The organism is Paenibacillus pasadenensis DSM 19293, from assembly GCF_000422485.1.
In the GTDB taxonomy this organism is placed as follows: Bacteria; Bacillota; Bacilli; order Paenibacillales; family Paenibacillaceae; genus Paenibacillus_O; species Paenibacillus_O pasadenensis.
In genome coordinates this window covers 87806-101968 of record NZ_KE383852.1, presented here as the reverse complement: position 1 = coordinate 101968, position 14163 = coordinate 87806, and the positions used below count along the sequence as shown (strand labels likewise).

Sequence of the window (14163 nt, the reverse complement as noted above, 5' to 3'; positions counted from 1 at the left end):
TCAGAGCTTCGCCGGTCCCGGCTGCGCGAGCAGGCCTGCGGCGGCCAGGGCGGTGCGTCCGTACTCGGACGGCGCCATGCCGGTCAGGCGCTTGAAGTCGCGCGAGAAGTAGTGGAGGCTCGAGTAGCCGAGGCGGTCGGCGATCTCGGTGAGGCTGTAGCGCCGCTCGCGGATCATCGACTTGGCTGCGTCGAGCCGCAGCCGGCGCACGAGCTCCATCGGCCCGGTCCCGACATGCTGCTGCGTCAGCTCGCGCAGCCGGCTGCGGCCGAGATGGGCGGCGCGGCACAGGTCGTCGAGCGTCGGAGTCTCGCCGAGCCCGATGCGCTCGGCGACGAACGCCTCCAGCCGCTCCATCGCGTCCGCGCCTTCCGCCGGCAGCGGCTGGATCGCGGGCGCGCCCCCCTGGCGCAACGGATCGCCGCTCTTGCGGATCTGGCTGAGCAGCAGCAGCTCCAGCGACAGGCGCAGCAGCTGCTCCGACCCCGGAGGCGCGTCCGGCGCGCGGCGCAGCTCATGCACGAGCGGGTTGTGGTAGGGAGGCTGAAAGCTCGCGAAGCCTTCGCGCAGCAGCATCGACAGCCACGCCCGTTCTCCGTCCTCCAGCGCGGCGGTCCAGTCCCGCAGGCGGTCCATGAGCGGGCTGCGGCAGACGAAGGCGACGACGATCAGGTTCGGCGGCCGATGCTCCTCGCCGACCCGGACGGTATGGAACTCGCCGGGCTTGTGGAAGACGATGCTGCCTTGGCTCAAGCGGAGCAGGCGGTCGTCGGCGCGGACCTCGACCTCGCCTTTGTCCACATAGAGCAGCTCCCAGAAGTCATGCGACTCTCCCTCGAACAGATAGCCCTTCGGATATTCGAAATAGTGGAAGGAAATGAGCTGCTCGACGGCCAGCTCCTGCCTCAGCGTCAGCGGATGGAACTCCAGCTCGACCGCTCCTTTCCATGGCGCAGGTTGTGCTCCCATCTTACCACAAAAATGCAAATCCGGCGGCGCTGATGGCAAAGCGGACGGACTCCGGGAGAGCTATACTGATGGCGGATGGCGATGGCGGATGGCCATCATGCCTGAAGGAGGAGCGAGACGATGAAAAAAGGAATCAACGCCTGGTCGTTTCCCGCGGGAACGACGGTGGAACGGAGCCTGAGGCTCGCCAAGGAGGCCGGCTTCGACGGCATCGAGCTGGCGCTGGAGGAGACGGGAGAGCTCAGCCTGGAAAGCACGCCGCAGCAGATCGAGGCCTATGCGAAGCTGGCGCGGGACATCGGCATCGAGATCGCCAGCCTGGCCAGCGGCTTGTATTGGTCGTATCCGTTTACGAGCGGCGACGGCGAGACGCGCGCCAAGGCGAAGGCGATCGTCCGCCGGCAGCTGGAGTTCGCCGCCTTGCTGGAGGTCGATACGATTCTGATCGTGCCGGGGGCGGTCGGCGTCGACTTTCTGCCGGACGCTCCGGCCGTCCGCTACGACGTCGCCTACGAGCGCGCGCTGGAGGCGCTGCGGGAGGTGGCCGGCGATGCCGAGAGGCTGGGCGTGAGCATCGGCATCGAGAACGTGTGGAACAAGTTCCTGCTGTCGCCGCTGGAAATGAGAGACTTCATCGACGCCGTCGGCTCGCCGGCGGTCGGCAGCTATTTCGACGTCGGCAACGCCCTGCACGGGGGCTATCCGGAGCACTGGATCCCGATCCTCGGCAAGCGCATCAAGAAGGTCCACTTCAAGGACTACCGGCGCGCCGCCGGCGGCCTGCACGGCTTCGTGGACCTGCTGGCCGGGGACGTCGACTACCCGGCGGTCGTGCGCGAGCTGGAAGCGATCGGGTACGACAGCTACGTGACGGCGGAGATGATCCCGTCCTATGCGCATCATGGCGAGCAGATCGTCTTCAATACGTCGGCGGCGATGGACGCCATCCTCGGAAGGAGCGTGCGGTCATGATCCGGATCGGCCTCATCGGCATGGGCTTCATGGGCAAGGCGCATCTGGAGAACTACCGGCAGCTGGAGCGAGAAGGAGTCGCCGTGCAGATCGCCGCGATCTGCGACGCGGATCCGGCCAAGCTGCGCGGCGAGGGGAGCGGCGGCAATCTGGCCGCGGGCGGCAGCGTCACCGATCTGAGCGCGTATGCCGCCTACGAGTCGGTCGCCGACATGCTGGCCCGCGAACAGCTGGATGCGGTGGACATCACGCTGCCGACCTACCTGCATAAGGACGTGACGATCCAGTGCCTGCAGGCGGGCCTGCATGTGCTGTGCGAGAAGCCGATGGCGATGGACGAGGCGGAATGCGAGGCGATGATCGGGGCGGCAGCCGCTGCGGACCGGTCGCTCATGATCGGGCAATGCCTGCGCTTCTGGCCGGCCTATGTCGAGCTGAAGCGGCTGATCGACGCCCGCGTTCTCGGCGAGGTGACGTACGCTTCCTTTTACCGGGGCGGCGGCACGCCGAGCTGGGGACCGTGGGTGCTCGACAAGGACAAGGGCGGAGGCGCGATCCTCGACATGCACGTCCATGACGCGGACGTCGTCAACTGGCTGTTCGGCAAGCCGGAGGCGGTGTCGGCCGTCGGCCTGAACGTCATTCCCGGCAGCGGCTACGACATCGTCTCGACGCATTACCGGTATGCCGATCCGCGCATCGTGCATGCCCAGGTCGACTGGACGCTCAACGGCGATTACGGCTTCGAAATGGGCTTCCGCGTGACGTTCGAGCGCGGAAACGTCCAGCTCGCCGGCGGCAGGCTGCGGGTCAATCCGGACGGCGCGCCAGGCTACGAGGCGGCGCTGGCTCCCGGAGAGGGATACTACTACGAGCTCCGTTATTTCGTCGAGCGGCTGCTGGCAGGCGCCCCGATCGAGGAAGCGGATCCCGAGAGCACTAAGGCGACGATCCGCATCGTCGCCGCCGAGATCGCCTCGGCCGACCGCCGCGGAGAATGGGTGCCGGTCGGCTGAGGAAGCCCGCCGCACAAATGTCCAACTCGGCCGCATCGCTGTTCTAGCTCCGCTTGCCGGACAGCCTTTACAATGAGGAGCAAGCGGCCTGCCTTCGCGGGGGCCTGAACAAAAGGGCAAAGGAGCGGGATCGTCATGGGCATCAACAATCCGATCGGCGTCATCGTCGACAGCTTCCAGGTCGGCGTGCGCGAGGGGCTGCGCAAGGCGAAGGAGGTCGGCGCGGACGGCGTGCAGATCTATGCCGTATCCGGCGAAATGGATCCGGACGGGCTCGACGCGGCCGCGCGCCGCGAGCTGCGCGACTATATCGGCTCGCTCGGCCTGGAAATTTCCGCGCTCGTCGGCGATCTGGGCGGACACGGCTTTCAGGATCGGCAGGAGAACGGCTGGAAAATCGAGAAGTCGAAGCGCATCCTCGACCTGGCGCTCGATCTCGGCTGCCATATCGTCACGACGCATATCGGCATCGTGCCCGATGACGAGCAGAGCGACATCTACGCGGCGATGCAGGAAGCCTGCGAGGAGATCAGCTCGTACGCGACGAGCCGAGGCGCCTACTTCGCCATCGAGACGGGGCCGGAGCGCGCGGCGCATCTGAAGGCTTTCCTCGACAAGCTCAGCACGGACGGCCTGTCCGTCAACTTCGATCCGGCGAACATGGTCATGGTGACGGGAGACGATCCGGTGCAGGGCGTGCGCACGCTCGGCCGCTACATCGTGCATACGCATGCCAAGGACGGCATCAAGCTGAAGGACGAGGTCGATCCGCGCAAGGTGTACGGCATGCTCGGCTTCGATTTCGAAGCGATGAGCCATGAGAAGATCGCCGAGGCGGCCGAGCAGGGCGAGGACTTCCGCGAGGTGCCGCTCGGCGAGGGCGGCGTCGACTGGCCGGGCTACCTGCAGGCGCTGCAGGACATCGGCTACAGCGGCTACTTGACGATCGAGCGCGAGGTCGGCGACCAGCCGGAGCAGGACATCGCCGCTGCCGTGCAGTTTCTGAAGAAGTTCCGCGACTGAAGCGCGCGGCAGCAAAGACGGCCATTTCTCAGAGAATGGCCGTCTTTGCGTTCCATAGCTTTACGAGACGCACGAAGCATCCGACGACAGGCGGGAAGCGGAGCCGGAAGAGTCTTTGATTTTTATTTTCATAAACTTAACATATTGTTGATATTAAATTACGGCTTGTCTATACTTTACCTAGATTCCCCGCGAAGGACAGAGGCGGCCGCGGCCGCGTCATGTCGCGCCTCAATCCCGCATGCCTGCTTGCCGACCCTTTCCCAGGTGGTGAGAACGATGAACCTGTCGACCCGCATGCCCTCTTTCAAAGCCTCTTTGTTCCGCCGGCATTTCGCCGTCTATCTGCTGCTCATCCTCGTGCCCGTGCTTGCCGCCGCCGCGCTCGTGCAGATGCTCGTGCTCCAGCTCATAACGGACGACGCCGAGAAGCGGAACGAGCTGCTGCTCGCCCGCGCCTCGGAAAAGACCGAGGCGTCCTTCGAGACGCTGCAGACGGCGATGATCGCCACGCTCTCCTCCCTCTCGACGGACCTCCTCGATCCGTCAGGCAGCATGACCGCCTCCGGCAGTTCGGGCGCCGCGCCAGCCTCCGGCCCCGCCGGCGCCTCCGCCGGCGCAAGCGTCTCCGACGCCAAAAAACAGCAGCGCGCGGAAGCTCTCCTCGCCCTGCGCGAGCAGCTCCAGCGGCTGGAGGGCCATCCGCTCGCGGAAAAGGCGTTTGTCGTCTCGGCCCGCAGCGAGCTGATCGTCGATTCCGACCTGTACACCGACCGGTCCTACTATTTCCGCTTCGTGGACCCGATGGACGACAGCCTCCGCTACGGGCTGCTGACCTCGCTGCGCGGAAGAATGATGATGGACCTCATCCTGCCGGGCACCGGCCAGCTGGCCGCGGCGGCCAGCTATCCGTTCAACAGCGCCGCGCCGGATCTGTACCTGGTCGTCCGCCTCCGGCAGCCGGAGCTGCTCCGCCTGCTCGACATCCCGGAGCGCTGGTCGGCCGGCACCGCGCTCGTCGATCGGGAGGGCGAGCGGATCGCCGGCTCGTATCGGACGGACGGAGTCGGGCCGGAGCAGCTGCGCGGGCTGGCGGCTTCTGCGAGCGGCGACGTCCGCGGCGGCTTCGCGACGGAGCTGGCCGGCGATTACGTGCTGCAGGCGGCCGCGATGCGCTTCCACGAGGGCTACCGGATCGTCAGCCTCGTCGACCTGCCCCAGCTCATGAAGCCCGCCCGCCAGCTGCGGCTCGGCATCCTGCTGTTCGCGGCGCTGTTCCTGCTCGTCGGCAGCGTCGTCTCCTACTGGCTGAGCCGGCGCATCTACCGGCCGCTCGCCGAAGCCCCGGAGCGCCATCCGTCTGATCCGCCGCCGCCGCTCGACGGCTATCCCGCCTTGCGGCAGTCGCTGTTCGAAGGGCTGCTGTCGGGAAAATGGCGGGATGCCGCGCAGCTGCGCGGCGAGGCCGAAGCGCTCGGCATCCGCCTGGAGCTGCCGGCATGCGGATATGCGTTCTGCATCCGCCTCCACGATGAGCCGGACAGCCCGTCCCGCACGGAGCCGCGGCCGGATCCGGCGAGCTTGTCGGAGCGCATCGCGGCGCTGCTGCCGACGCAAGTGCTGTCGGGGCGGCCGGCGGCGGATACGATTGCGGTCGTCGCCGGCGATGACCCGCTGCTGCTCGTCACCGGCGGCGAGCTGGCCGAGATGATCCGGCTCGCGCTGCGCCGGGAGCTGCCGTCCGGCCGCGCGACGATCGGCATCGGCGGCCGCTTCGACGCGCCGGACGGCATCGCCGCCTGCTGGCGCGCCGCCGAGGCGGCCGTCGAAGAGCGGCTCGTCGGCAGCGAGCCGATCGCCGTCTGCGCGGCGCCCGCGCGCAGCCAGGCCGCGGCCGAGCCGCCCGCTCTGCTGAGCGCGCAGGAGCTGGCGGTCGTCTTCAACCGCAGGCGGACGGGCGACCGCCGGGCGATGCTGGTGAGCTCGCTGGACGGCGCCGCCAGGCTGGCCGCTGCAGGCGCCTCCTGCGCGCGGCTCCGGGAGTGGTGCGGCGACACGCTGCGCGCCTGGCAGCGGCTGCTGCCCTCCGCCGAGACCGGCGATCCCGCCGCGGCCGAGCGGCTGCTCGCCGGGCTGGAGCGCTGCTGGAGCGAGGCGGAGTTCCGGCAGTGGCTGCGCCAGGCGCATCGGCAGCTCGTCGGGCAGGACGCGCCGGACCCCGTTTCCCGTCCGACCCGGCTCGGCGAGATCATGACCTATATCCACGCCCATTACGACAAGGAGCTGTCGATCGACGAGTTCGCCGCCCGGCTGAACATGTCGCCCGGATATTTCAGCCGCGTCTTCAAGGAGGAGATCGGGGAGAAGTACGTCGACTACATCGCCAAGTACCGCCTTGAGAAGGCCAAGGAGCTGCTGCTCGCGACCGATCTGCGCATCGACGACATCGCCGAGAAGGTCGGGTACTGGGGGCGCAACTCGTTCCATCGGGTGTTCCGCAAGCATGAAGGCATCACGCCGAGCCAATACCGCGATACGGCCCGCTCCTCGGCCGGATCCTGACCGTCAAAACCCGCGTCGCCTTTTTTTCGGCGTCGCTTTTTTTTCGCGCAAAGCGCCCTGCCATGCGGCTTCCCGGGTTTCGTCCCCCGATGATCGCAGCGAAAAAAGCGTCCCTTTACGCCCGGTCCGAATGGCCGCTAAGCTGAGGGCAAGCTTCTTGCTGCGGCAGCCCGCCGCGGAAGGGGGCAACCGGAAAGGGGGAGTTCGGCTTGGCGCGAGGCAGCCGGCTGCTGGCCGCCCTGAGCAAGCATCGGGCGCTGTACCTGCTCATGCTGCCGGGAGTGCTTTATTACATCATCTTCAAGTACGTTCCCATGTACGGCATCGTCATCGCGTTTCAGGATTTCTCCATCGGCCGAGGCATCCTCGGCAGCGAGTGGGTCGGCTTCAAGCATTTCGTCGACTTCTTCTACTATACGCCGGACGCCTGGAAGCTGATCCGCAACACGATCCTGCTCAACGTCTACGATCTGATCTTCCATTTCCCGCTGCCGATCCTGCTCGCGGTGCTGTTCCACGAGCTGCGCAGCGCCCGCTTCCGGCGCATCGTCCAGAGCATCAGCTACATGCCGCACTTCCTGTCCACCGTCGTCATCGCCGGCATCCTCGTCACGTTCCTGTCGCCGACGACCGGCATCGTGAACGCGCTGCTCGTGCAGCTGCTCGGCCTGGAGCCGATCGCCTTCCTCGGCATGCCGGAGTGGTTCCGGACCGTCTATGTCGGCTCGGAGATCTGGCAGAAGCTCGGCTGGGGCACGATCCTCTACATGGCGGCGATCGCGGGCATCGATCCTGCGCTCTACGAGGCGGCCAAGATCGACGGCGCGAGCCGCTTCCAGCAGATCCGCCACATCACGCTGCGCGGGATGGTGCCGATCATGATCGTGCTGTTCGTGCTCACGCTCGGCAACTTCATGGATGCGAGCTTCCAGAAGATCCTGCTGCTGTACAATTCGATGAACTACGAGACTTCCGATGTCATCAACACATTCGTCTACCGCCGCGGCATCCTCGATGCCGACTTCAGCTTCGCGACCGCCGTCGGGCTGTTCCAGTCGGCGATCGGCTTCGTGCTCGTCGTCGCGGCCAACCGCTTCGTGCGGAAGCATTCGGACACGAGTCTGTGGTAAGGAGGAGCAAGCTGCCGTGAAAATCAAGCAAAGCCTCGCCTCGCGGCTGTTCGACGCCTTCAACGTCGTCGTCATGCTGCTGCTGGCCGCCGTCATGCTCTATCCGATGCTCTACGTCTTCTCCGCCTCGATCTCGGACAACGCGCTCGTCGCCAGCGGCCAGGTGCTGCTCTGGCCGAGGCGCATCACCTGGATCGCCTACGAGCAGCTCGTCGCCCGTTCGGAGCTGTGGACGAGCTATTGGAATACGATCCGCTACACGGCGGTCTTCGTCGTGCTCACGCTGCTGGCGACCGCCGCGATGGCGTACCCGCTGTCCAAGCGCTGGCTGCCGGGCCGCAGGACGATCCTGCTGCTGGCCGCCTTCACGCTGCTGTTCAGCGGCGGTATCATCCCGACCTTCCTCGTCGTCCAGAAGCTCGGCCTGCTCGACTCGATCTGGGCGATCGTGCTGCCGCCGCTCATCAGCACCTGGTATCTGTTCATCATGCGGACGTTTTTCGAAGCGATGCCGGAGGAGCTGGAGGACGCCGCGCGCATCGACGGCTGCGGTCCGCTGCAGGTGCTGCTGCGGATCGTCATGCCGCTCTCGATGCCGGTCATGGTGACGATCGGCCTCTTCAGCGCCGTCAACCAGTGGAATTCGTTCTTCGACGCGCTCATCTATCTGAACGACCGCGGACGCTATCCGCTGCAGCTCATGCTGCGCAACATCCTCATCGCCGGCGAGACGGTGCAGGGCGAGGGCGACCTGTCCCATCTGGAGACGACCAAGTACGCCATGATCATGCTGGCGACCGTGCCGATCCTGTGCGTCTATCCGTTCACGCAGAAGTATTTCGTGCAGGGCGCCATGATCGGCGGCATCAAAGGCTGAGCCTATTTCAAGAAGGGGGCAACCATTCATGAAGTCGAGTTCGACACGCATGGCGCTGCTGCTTGCCGCGGCGCTTGCCGCAAGCGCCTTGAGCGGCTGCAGCGGAGAGGGCGAGGAGAAGACGGACGGACCGATCTCCTACAGCTGGCTCGTCTACGACCGGCCGGAGGGCAAGGTGCGGTCCGACTGGGAGATTTTCAAGGAGATCGAGGCGAAGACGGGCGTGAAGCCCGAGTTCCAGATCGTCAGCCAGGAAGGGCTCGCCGAGAAGAAGCAGATCATGATCGCCACCAATACGGTGACCGACTTCATTCAGGTGACCAACCAGGAGGGCCGCGAGAACGGCCCGGAAAAGGTGTTCCTCAACCTCGCCGACTATCTCGACGAGGCGCCGAACCTGAAGGCGTTCTACGAGAAGTACCCCGAGGCGAAGGCGGTGGCGACCGGAGCGGACGGCGGCATCTACACGGTGCCGGTGCTGGAGGGCGACGCGGAGGGCAAGGGCTTCAACTTCATCTGGTACACGCGCAAGGACCTCATGGACAAGCACGGCCTTCAGGCGCCGGGCACGCTGGACGAGTTCTATGCGCTGCTGAAGTCGCTCAAGGAAAAGGAGCCGAACAGCTATCCGCTCATCACGAGCGCGATCACGGGCGACACCGGCCTGTATACGGTGTTCGGACGCATGTTCACCGGCATCGAGGGCTATTTCAACCTCGACCCCGAATCGGGCGACTACGCGTTCGCTCCGTATCGCGACGGCTACAAGGAGATGATCCGGTTCCTGAACAAGCTGTACGCCGAGAAGCTGCTCGATCCCGAGTATGCGATCCTGACGCCGGCGCAGTGGGAGGAGCGGCTGCTGCGGGGTCAATCCAGCGTCACGTACTTCTGGAAAGCGGACCGCGAGACGCTGATCGACAAAGGCAAGCAGGCCGGCACGGCCTCGTTCGAGCTCGGGGCGATGCCGATGTTCGCCGCGGACGGCGTCAAGCCGTACCAGTTCTCGCGTCCGGTCGTCGGCGCGGTCGGCCGGGCGATCTCCGCCAAGGTCAAGGACAAGGAGCGGGCGGTCAAGTTCCTCGACTATCTCGCCGGAGAAGAGGGGAGCGACTACCTGTCGCTCGGCATCGAGGGCAAGACGTATGAGCTGGCGGACGGAGCGCCGGTGTACAATAAGGACTTCGGCCCGTCGCCGTTCACGACGCTGCGCAAGGACTGGGGCGTCTGGTACGACATGATCACGCTCAACAACGCCAAGTCCCGCGCCGCGTGGGAGGCAGGCTTGAGCGACCAGGCCAAGGCGATCAACGAGTCGTATGCCTCGTTCATCGTGCCGGCGCCCAAGCAGATCGTCAAGACGCAGGAGGAGCTGGAGCTCGAGAAGTCCAAGCTGACGAACCTGACCAAGCATATCGATCAGAAGCTGACTGAGTTCATCACCGGCAAGACGCCGATGACCGACGAGGCGTTCGCCCAGTTCACGGACCAGCTCAAGAAGCTCGGCGCCGACGAGCTGCTCGCCATGTACCAGACCGCCTACGACCGCACCTACGGAGGAGGCTGAGCGATGGCCGCGAACGCAGCCTATCCGATCATCGACGCCGACATCCACAACGAGCAGGAGGACCGGGCGCTGCTGCCCTATCTGCCCGAGCCGTGGCGCTCGCGCGTGGCGGGCTCCGGCATCGGCTACGCGATGTCGGGCTACTGGTCGCCGGTCGGCGTCATGCGCAAGGACGCGCTGCCGCCGAACGGCGCGCGCGCCGGCTCCGTGCCTGAGCTGATCGTCGAGCAGCTGATCGAGCCTTTTCAGGTCGAGGCGGCCGTCCTCACCGGCGTCGTCTACAACATCTCGACGACCCATGATCCCGACTATGCCGCCGCCATTTGCAGCGCGTACAACGATTATGTCGCGCACGAGTGGCTCGGCAAGCATCCGAGCTTCAAGGCGGCGATCGCCGTCTCGACGCTCGATCCGGAGCTGGCCGCGCGCGAGATCGACCGTCTCGCCGGCCATCCCGGCTTCGTCGAGGTCATCATCTCCAGCGCCGCGAGATTTCCGCTCGGCCAGCGCTATTACCACCCGATCTACGCGGCCTGCGAGCGGGCGGGACTGCCGCTGGCCGTCCACCCGGGCGCGGAGGGCGGCGGACTGTCGACGGCTCCGACGGCGGCCGGCTATCCGAGCCGCTATCTCGAGTGGCATACGAACCTGTCGCAGATGTTCATGGCCCATCTCGTCAGCTTCGTCTGCGAGGGCGTCTTCGTCAAGTTCCCGGGCCTGAAGCTCGTGCTCGTCGAAGGCGGCGTCGCCTGGCTCGCTCCGCTGCTGTGGCGGCTCGACAAGAACTACAAGGCGCTCCGCTCGACGGTGCCTTGGCTGACGCGCCTGCCGAGCGAGTACGTCCGCGACCACTGCTATCTGACGACGCAGCCGATCGAGGAGCCGGACAACCCGCAGCATCTGGCCGATCTGTTCAACATGATGGATGCCGAGAACATGCTGCTCTACTCCAGCGACTATCCGCATTGGGACTTCGACGCGCCGGACAAGATCCTGCGCAAGCTGAAGCCCGAGGCGAGGCGCAAGGTGTTCTACGACAACGCGCGCCAGCTGTACCGGCTTGGATGACCGGCGAGGGAGGAGGGAAGCCAATGACCGTGCATGTCGTCCTCCGCGAGGAGGAGCTGGCCGTCGGCGAAGCCCGGCTCGTCGCGGTCGGCGAGCGGGAGCTCGTCGTCTACCGGCTGCAGGACGGCTTTTATGCGCTGAACAACTACTGCCCGCATCAAGGCGCGCCGATGCTTGCCGGCCGCGTGGGCGGCACGAACGCTCCGTCGGACGTGTACTGCTACCGCTATGACCGCGACGGCGAGATCGTCCGCTGTCCTTGGCATGGCTGGGAGTTCGACATCAAGTCCGGCCGCTCGCTGTTCAGCGAGCGCGTCCGGGTGAGGTCGTACCCCGTCGTCGTCGAGGACGGGAAGGTCGGGATCCGGATCTAGATGTAGCTTGGATGCACAGCTGGAGCGGAAAATCATTGAAGGCTTCGGAATATCGCGGCTCGCTGCCGCCGCAAAGCCCCCCGGATGATCCCGAGGAGGGCTTTTCGCTTTGGCGGTCGGACTCATGCCGCTTCCCGGCTTCTCTTCTTGGCCGCGAGCAGCTGGGACTTCAGCTCCGGGAGCCGCAGCAGCACGATGCCGGCCAGGACGATCAGCGAGCCTGCGGCGGTGAAGCCGCTCAGCCGCTCGCCGTACAGCGCGGCTCCGAGCCCGAGCGCCAGCGCCGGCGAGACGTAGAGCCAGGTGGACGGGAAAAAGGCGTTCGTCGCGCGGATCAGCCAAGCGAACAGGCTGTGGCCGAGCATCGAGCCGATGACGATCAGATAAAGCAGCGAGGCAAGCGCCGGCAGCGGCTCGACGGCGGACGGATCGATCCGCTCCGTGAGCAGGGACAGCAGCGCCATGCCGGCGCCGCCGGCCAGCATCTGGCCTCCATTGAGCGCGATCGGAGACAGCGCCGGCTCCTTCGTCAGCAGCCGGCGCTGCAGCAGGCTGCCGGAGGCATACCCGATCTGTCCGAGCAGCACGAGCGCAGCCGAGAGCAGCCAGAGCCGGTCCGGATGGACCGCCGCCAAGCTCGGCAGCAGCAGGACGACGACGCCGGCGAAGCTGACGAGCGCGCCGCGCCGCTCCAGCTTCGTCGAGCGCTTTTTCCAGAAGACGGACTGCAGCAGGAGGACCGCGATCGGCGCGGTGGCCGACAGGACGGCGGCCGTGCCGGAGTCGAGATGCTGCTCCGCCCAGTAGAGCGTCGCGAACGTGACGAACGTGCTGCCGCAGCCGATGAGCCAGGTTTCCTTGCGCGCGAGCAGGCCGAAGGAAGGCTTGCCGCGCAGGCGCAGTCCGAGCAGCAGCAGCGCGCCGGCGGCGAAAAACCGGAGGCTGGCCGACAAAAGCGGCGGCAGTCCGGCATCCACGCCGAGCTTGATGACGAGAAAGGTCGTGCCGAAGATGGCGCACATGAGAGAGTAGAGCAGAACGACCATGAGGAAAAGCCTCCTTTTGGCCACCATCATACGATTGACAAACCGACCAGATGGAGCAATAGTAGAACAGATGAAGGCGGTGATCGGGAGGGATGGCGGATGCGTCCTGCGTGGACGGCCGATGGAATCGGCTCCAAAGGAAAGAGAGTGGAGGAGGCGCTGCGCAGCGGGCTCCGTCATGGCCGCTGGGCGGCGGGAGAAAAGATTCCGTCGGTGAGGACGATGGCGGAGGAGCTCGGCGTGCATCGCTTGACCGTGCTCAAAGGCTATCGGCTGCTGGAGGAGGAGGGGCTGCTCGAAGCGAGCTATCGGAGCGGCTATTACGTCCGCGCGGAAGTGCCTGCCGGCGAGGCGGCGGGCAGCGGCGTCCGCTGGAGCTATGGCGCGGGAACGGCCTGCGGAGCCGAGAGCCGGCTGTCGGACATCCATCGGCGGGCGGTCCGCTACCGGATGTCCGAGGCGCTGCTCGATCCGACGCTGCTGCCGAACCGTTTCCTCGCCCGGCACGCTCAGGAGGTCATCGCGAGCCAGCCGCTGCTGCTCAGCACGTACTCCACGGTCATGGGAGACGGGGAGCTGAGGGAGGCGATGGCGGGCTATATGCAGGACCGGCGGCTGGAGCTGTCGGCCGAGGAGCTGATGGTGACGACCGGCGCCCAGCAAGGGATGGATCTGGCGTTCCGGGCGCTTTTGCAGCCGGGCGACAAAGCCTTGATCGAGCGGCCGACCTACAGTCCGGCCATCGACATGCTGCGCCAGCTCGGCGTCCGCATGCTGCCGGTCGAGATCCGGCCGGACGGCTATGACCTGGATAGGGTCGAGAAGCTGATGGCCGCGGAGCGGCCCAAGCTGTTCTACCTCAACCCGACGTACCACAATCCGACGGGCTACACCGTGCCGGTCCGGCAGCGCAAGGCGCTGCTCGAGCTGGCCGAGCGCTACCGCTGCATCCTCATCGAGGACGAGGCCTACTCGGACCTTTATTTCCACGAGCCGCCGCCTGCGCCGTTGTTCGCTTACGATACCGAAGGCTGGGTCGTCTATTTGCGCTCCTACAGCAAATACATCGCGCCCGGGCTGCGGATCGCCTTTCTCGCGGCGAGGCCGCCGCTCCTGGCGGCGATCCGTCCGCTCAAGGCGCTGGCGGACGGCGGCACGCCGCTGCTCGGGCAGAAGCTGTTCCAGTCGTTCTTCTTTTCGCACCGGATGCAGGAGCATCTGGCCAAGCTGCGCGTCGCCGTCTCGATGCGCAAGGAAGCGATGGAGCAGGCGCTGTCCGCATCCGGCTGGAGCTGGGAAAGTCCCGCCGGCGGACTCAATCTGTGGGTGCGGCTGCCGGAGGGCATGCAGGCCTCGCGGCTGCTGGAGCGCAGCCTGGAGCTGTCCGCCGCCTTCGTCCCGGGACCGATCTGCGATCCGCTGGACGCGATGCAGGACCGGATCCGGCTCAGCTACTCGCTGCTCGACGAGCGCCGGCTGGCCGAAGGACTCGCCCGAGTCCTCGAGGCGGCGGAGGGGATGGGATAGGCAGATGGCCTCTCTCCCGATGCGGCGAGATC

The 14163-nt window shown here is 66.2% G+C and carries 12 protein-coding genes; 10 read left to right on the top strand and 2 right to left on the bottom strand.

Annotated elements, in window-relative coordinates; all coding sequences use genetic code 11:
• Nucleotides 1–969: an AraC family transcriptional regulator gene (locus H582_RS0118535; RefSeq protein ID WP_052333420.1), complete on the bottom strand. Its 969-nt coding sequence runs from the start codon at nt 967–969 to the stop codon at nt 1–3.
• A 120-nt stretch (nt 970–1089) separates the two neighbouring features.
• Between H582_RS0118535 and H582_RS0118530 the strand changes: the two genes are divergently transcribed.
• From H582_RS0118530 to H582_RS0118490, 9 genes are all read left to right on the top strand, one after another.
• Entirely contained in the window at nt 1090–1941 is an 852-nt protein-coding gene (locus H582_RS0118530; RefSeq protein WP_028599723.1) for a sugar phosphate isomerase/epimerase family protein, read from the top strand.
• Nucleotides 1938–2957: a Gfo/Idh/MocA family protein gene (locus H582_RS0118525; RefSeq protein ID WP_028599722.1), complete on the top strand. Its 1020-nt coding sequence runs from the start codon at nt 1938–1940 to the stop codon at nt 2955–2957. Before H582_RS0118530 ends, H582_RS0118525 begins: the two co-directional genes overlap by 4 nt.
• A 135-nt stretch (nt 2958–3092) precedes the next feature.
• Nucleotides 3093–3980 carry a sugar phosphate isomerase/epimerase family protein gene (locus H582_RS0118520; protein ID WP_028599721.1) on the top strand — a complete coding sequence of 296 codons (888 nt, stop codon included), beginning with the start codon at nt 3093–3095 and terminating at the stop codon, nt 3978–3980.
• 279 nt (nt 3981–4259) lie between these two features.
• Complete coding sequence (locus H582_RS0118515) at nt 4260–6542, top strand: helix-turn-helix transcriptional regulator (RefSeq protein ID WP_028599720.1); 2283 nt, start codon at nt 4260–4262, stop codon at nt 6540–6542.
• Between the two features lie 269 nt (nt 6543–6811).
• Complete coding sequence (locus tag H582_RS0118510) at nt 6812–7672, top strand: ABC transporter permease (RefSeq protein ID WP_127464399.1); 861 nt, start codon at nt 6812–6814, stop codon at nt 7670–7672.
• 16 nt (nt 7673–7688) lie between these two features.
• Complete coding sequence (locus H582_RS0118505; RefSeq protein ID WP_028599718.1) at nt 7689–8549, top strand: carbohydrate ABC transporter permease; 861 nt, start codon at nt 7689–7691, stop codon at nt 8547–8549.
• 28 nt (nt 8550–8577) lie between these two features.
• Nucleotides 8578–10116: an extracellular solute-binding protein gene (locus tag H582_RS0118500; RefSeq protein WP_028599717.1), complete on the top strand. Its 1539-nt coding sequence runs from the start codon at nt 8578–8580 to the stop codon at nt 10114–10116.
• A gap of 3 nt (nt 10117–10119) precedes the next feature.
• The gene (locus H582_RS0118495; protein WP_028599716.1) at nt 10120–11184 is read left to right on the top strand and encodes an amidohydrolase family protein; all 1065 of its coding nucleotides are present in this window, start codon (nt 10120–10122) and stop codon (nt 11182–11184) included.
• Between the two features lie 23 nt (nt 11185–11207).
• Nucleotides 11208–11558 (top strand): Rieske (2Fe-2S) protein, encoded by a 351-nt coding sequence (locus H582_RS0118490; RefSeq protein WP_028599715.1) that lies wholly within the window; start codon nt 11208–11210, stop codon nt 11556–11558.
• A gap of 122 nt (nt 11559–11680) precedes the next feature.
• On the opposite strand, the gene H582_RS0118485 is transcribed toward H582_RS0118490, so the two are convergent.
• Nucleotides 11681–12604 carry a DMT family transporter gene (locus H582_RS0118485; RefSeq protein ID WP_028599714.1) on the bottom strand — a complete coding sequence of 308 codons (924 nt, stop codon included), beginning with the start codon at nt 12602–12604 and terminating at the stop codon, nt 11681–11683.
• A gap of 99 nt (nt 12605–12703) precedes the next feature.
• Between H582_RS0118485 and H582_RS0118480 the strand changes: the two genes are divergently transcribed.
• A complete protein-coding gene (locus H582_RS0118480; protein ID WP_028599713.1) occupies nt 12704–14131 on the top strand; it encodes an aminotransferase-like domain-containing protein in 1428 nt (475 codons plus the stop codon).
• Nucleotides 14132–14163 lie beyond the last annotated feature (32 nt).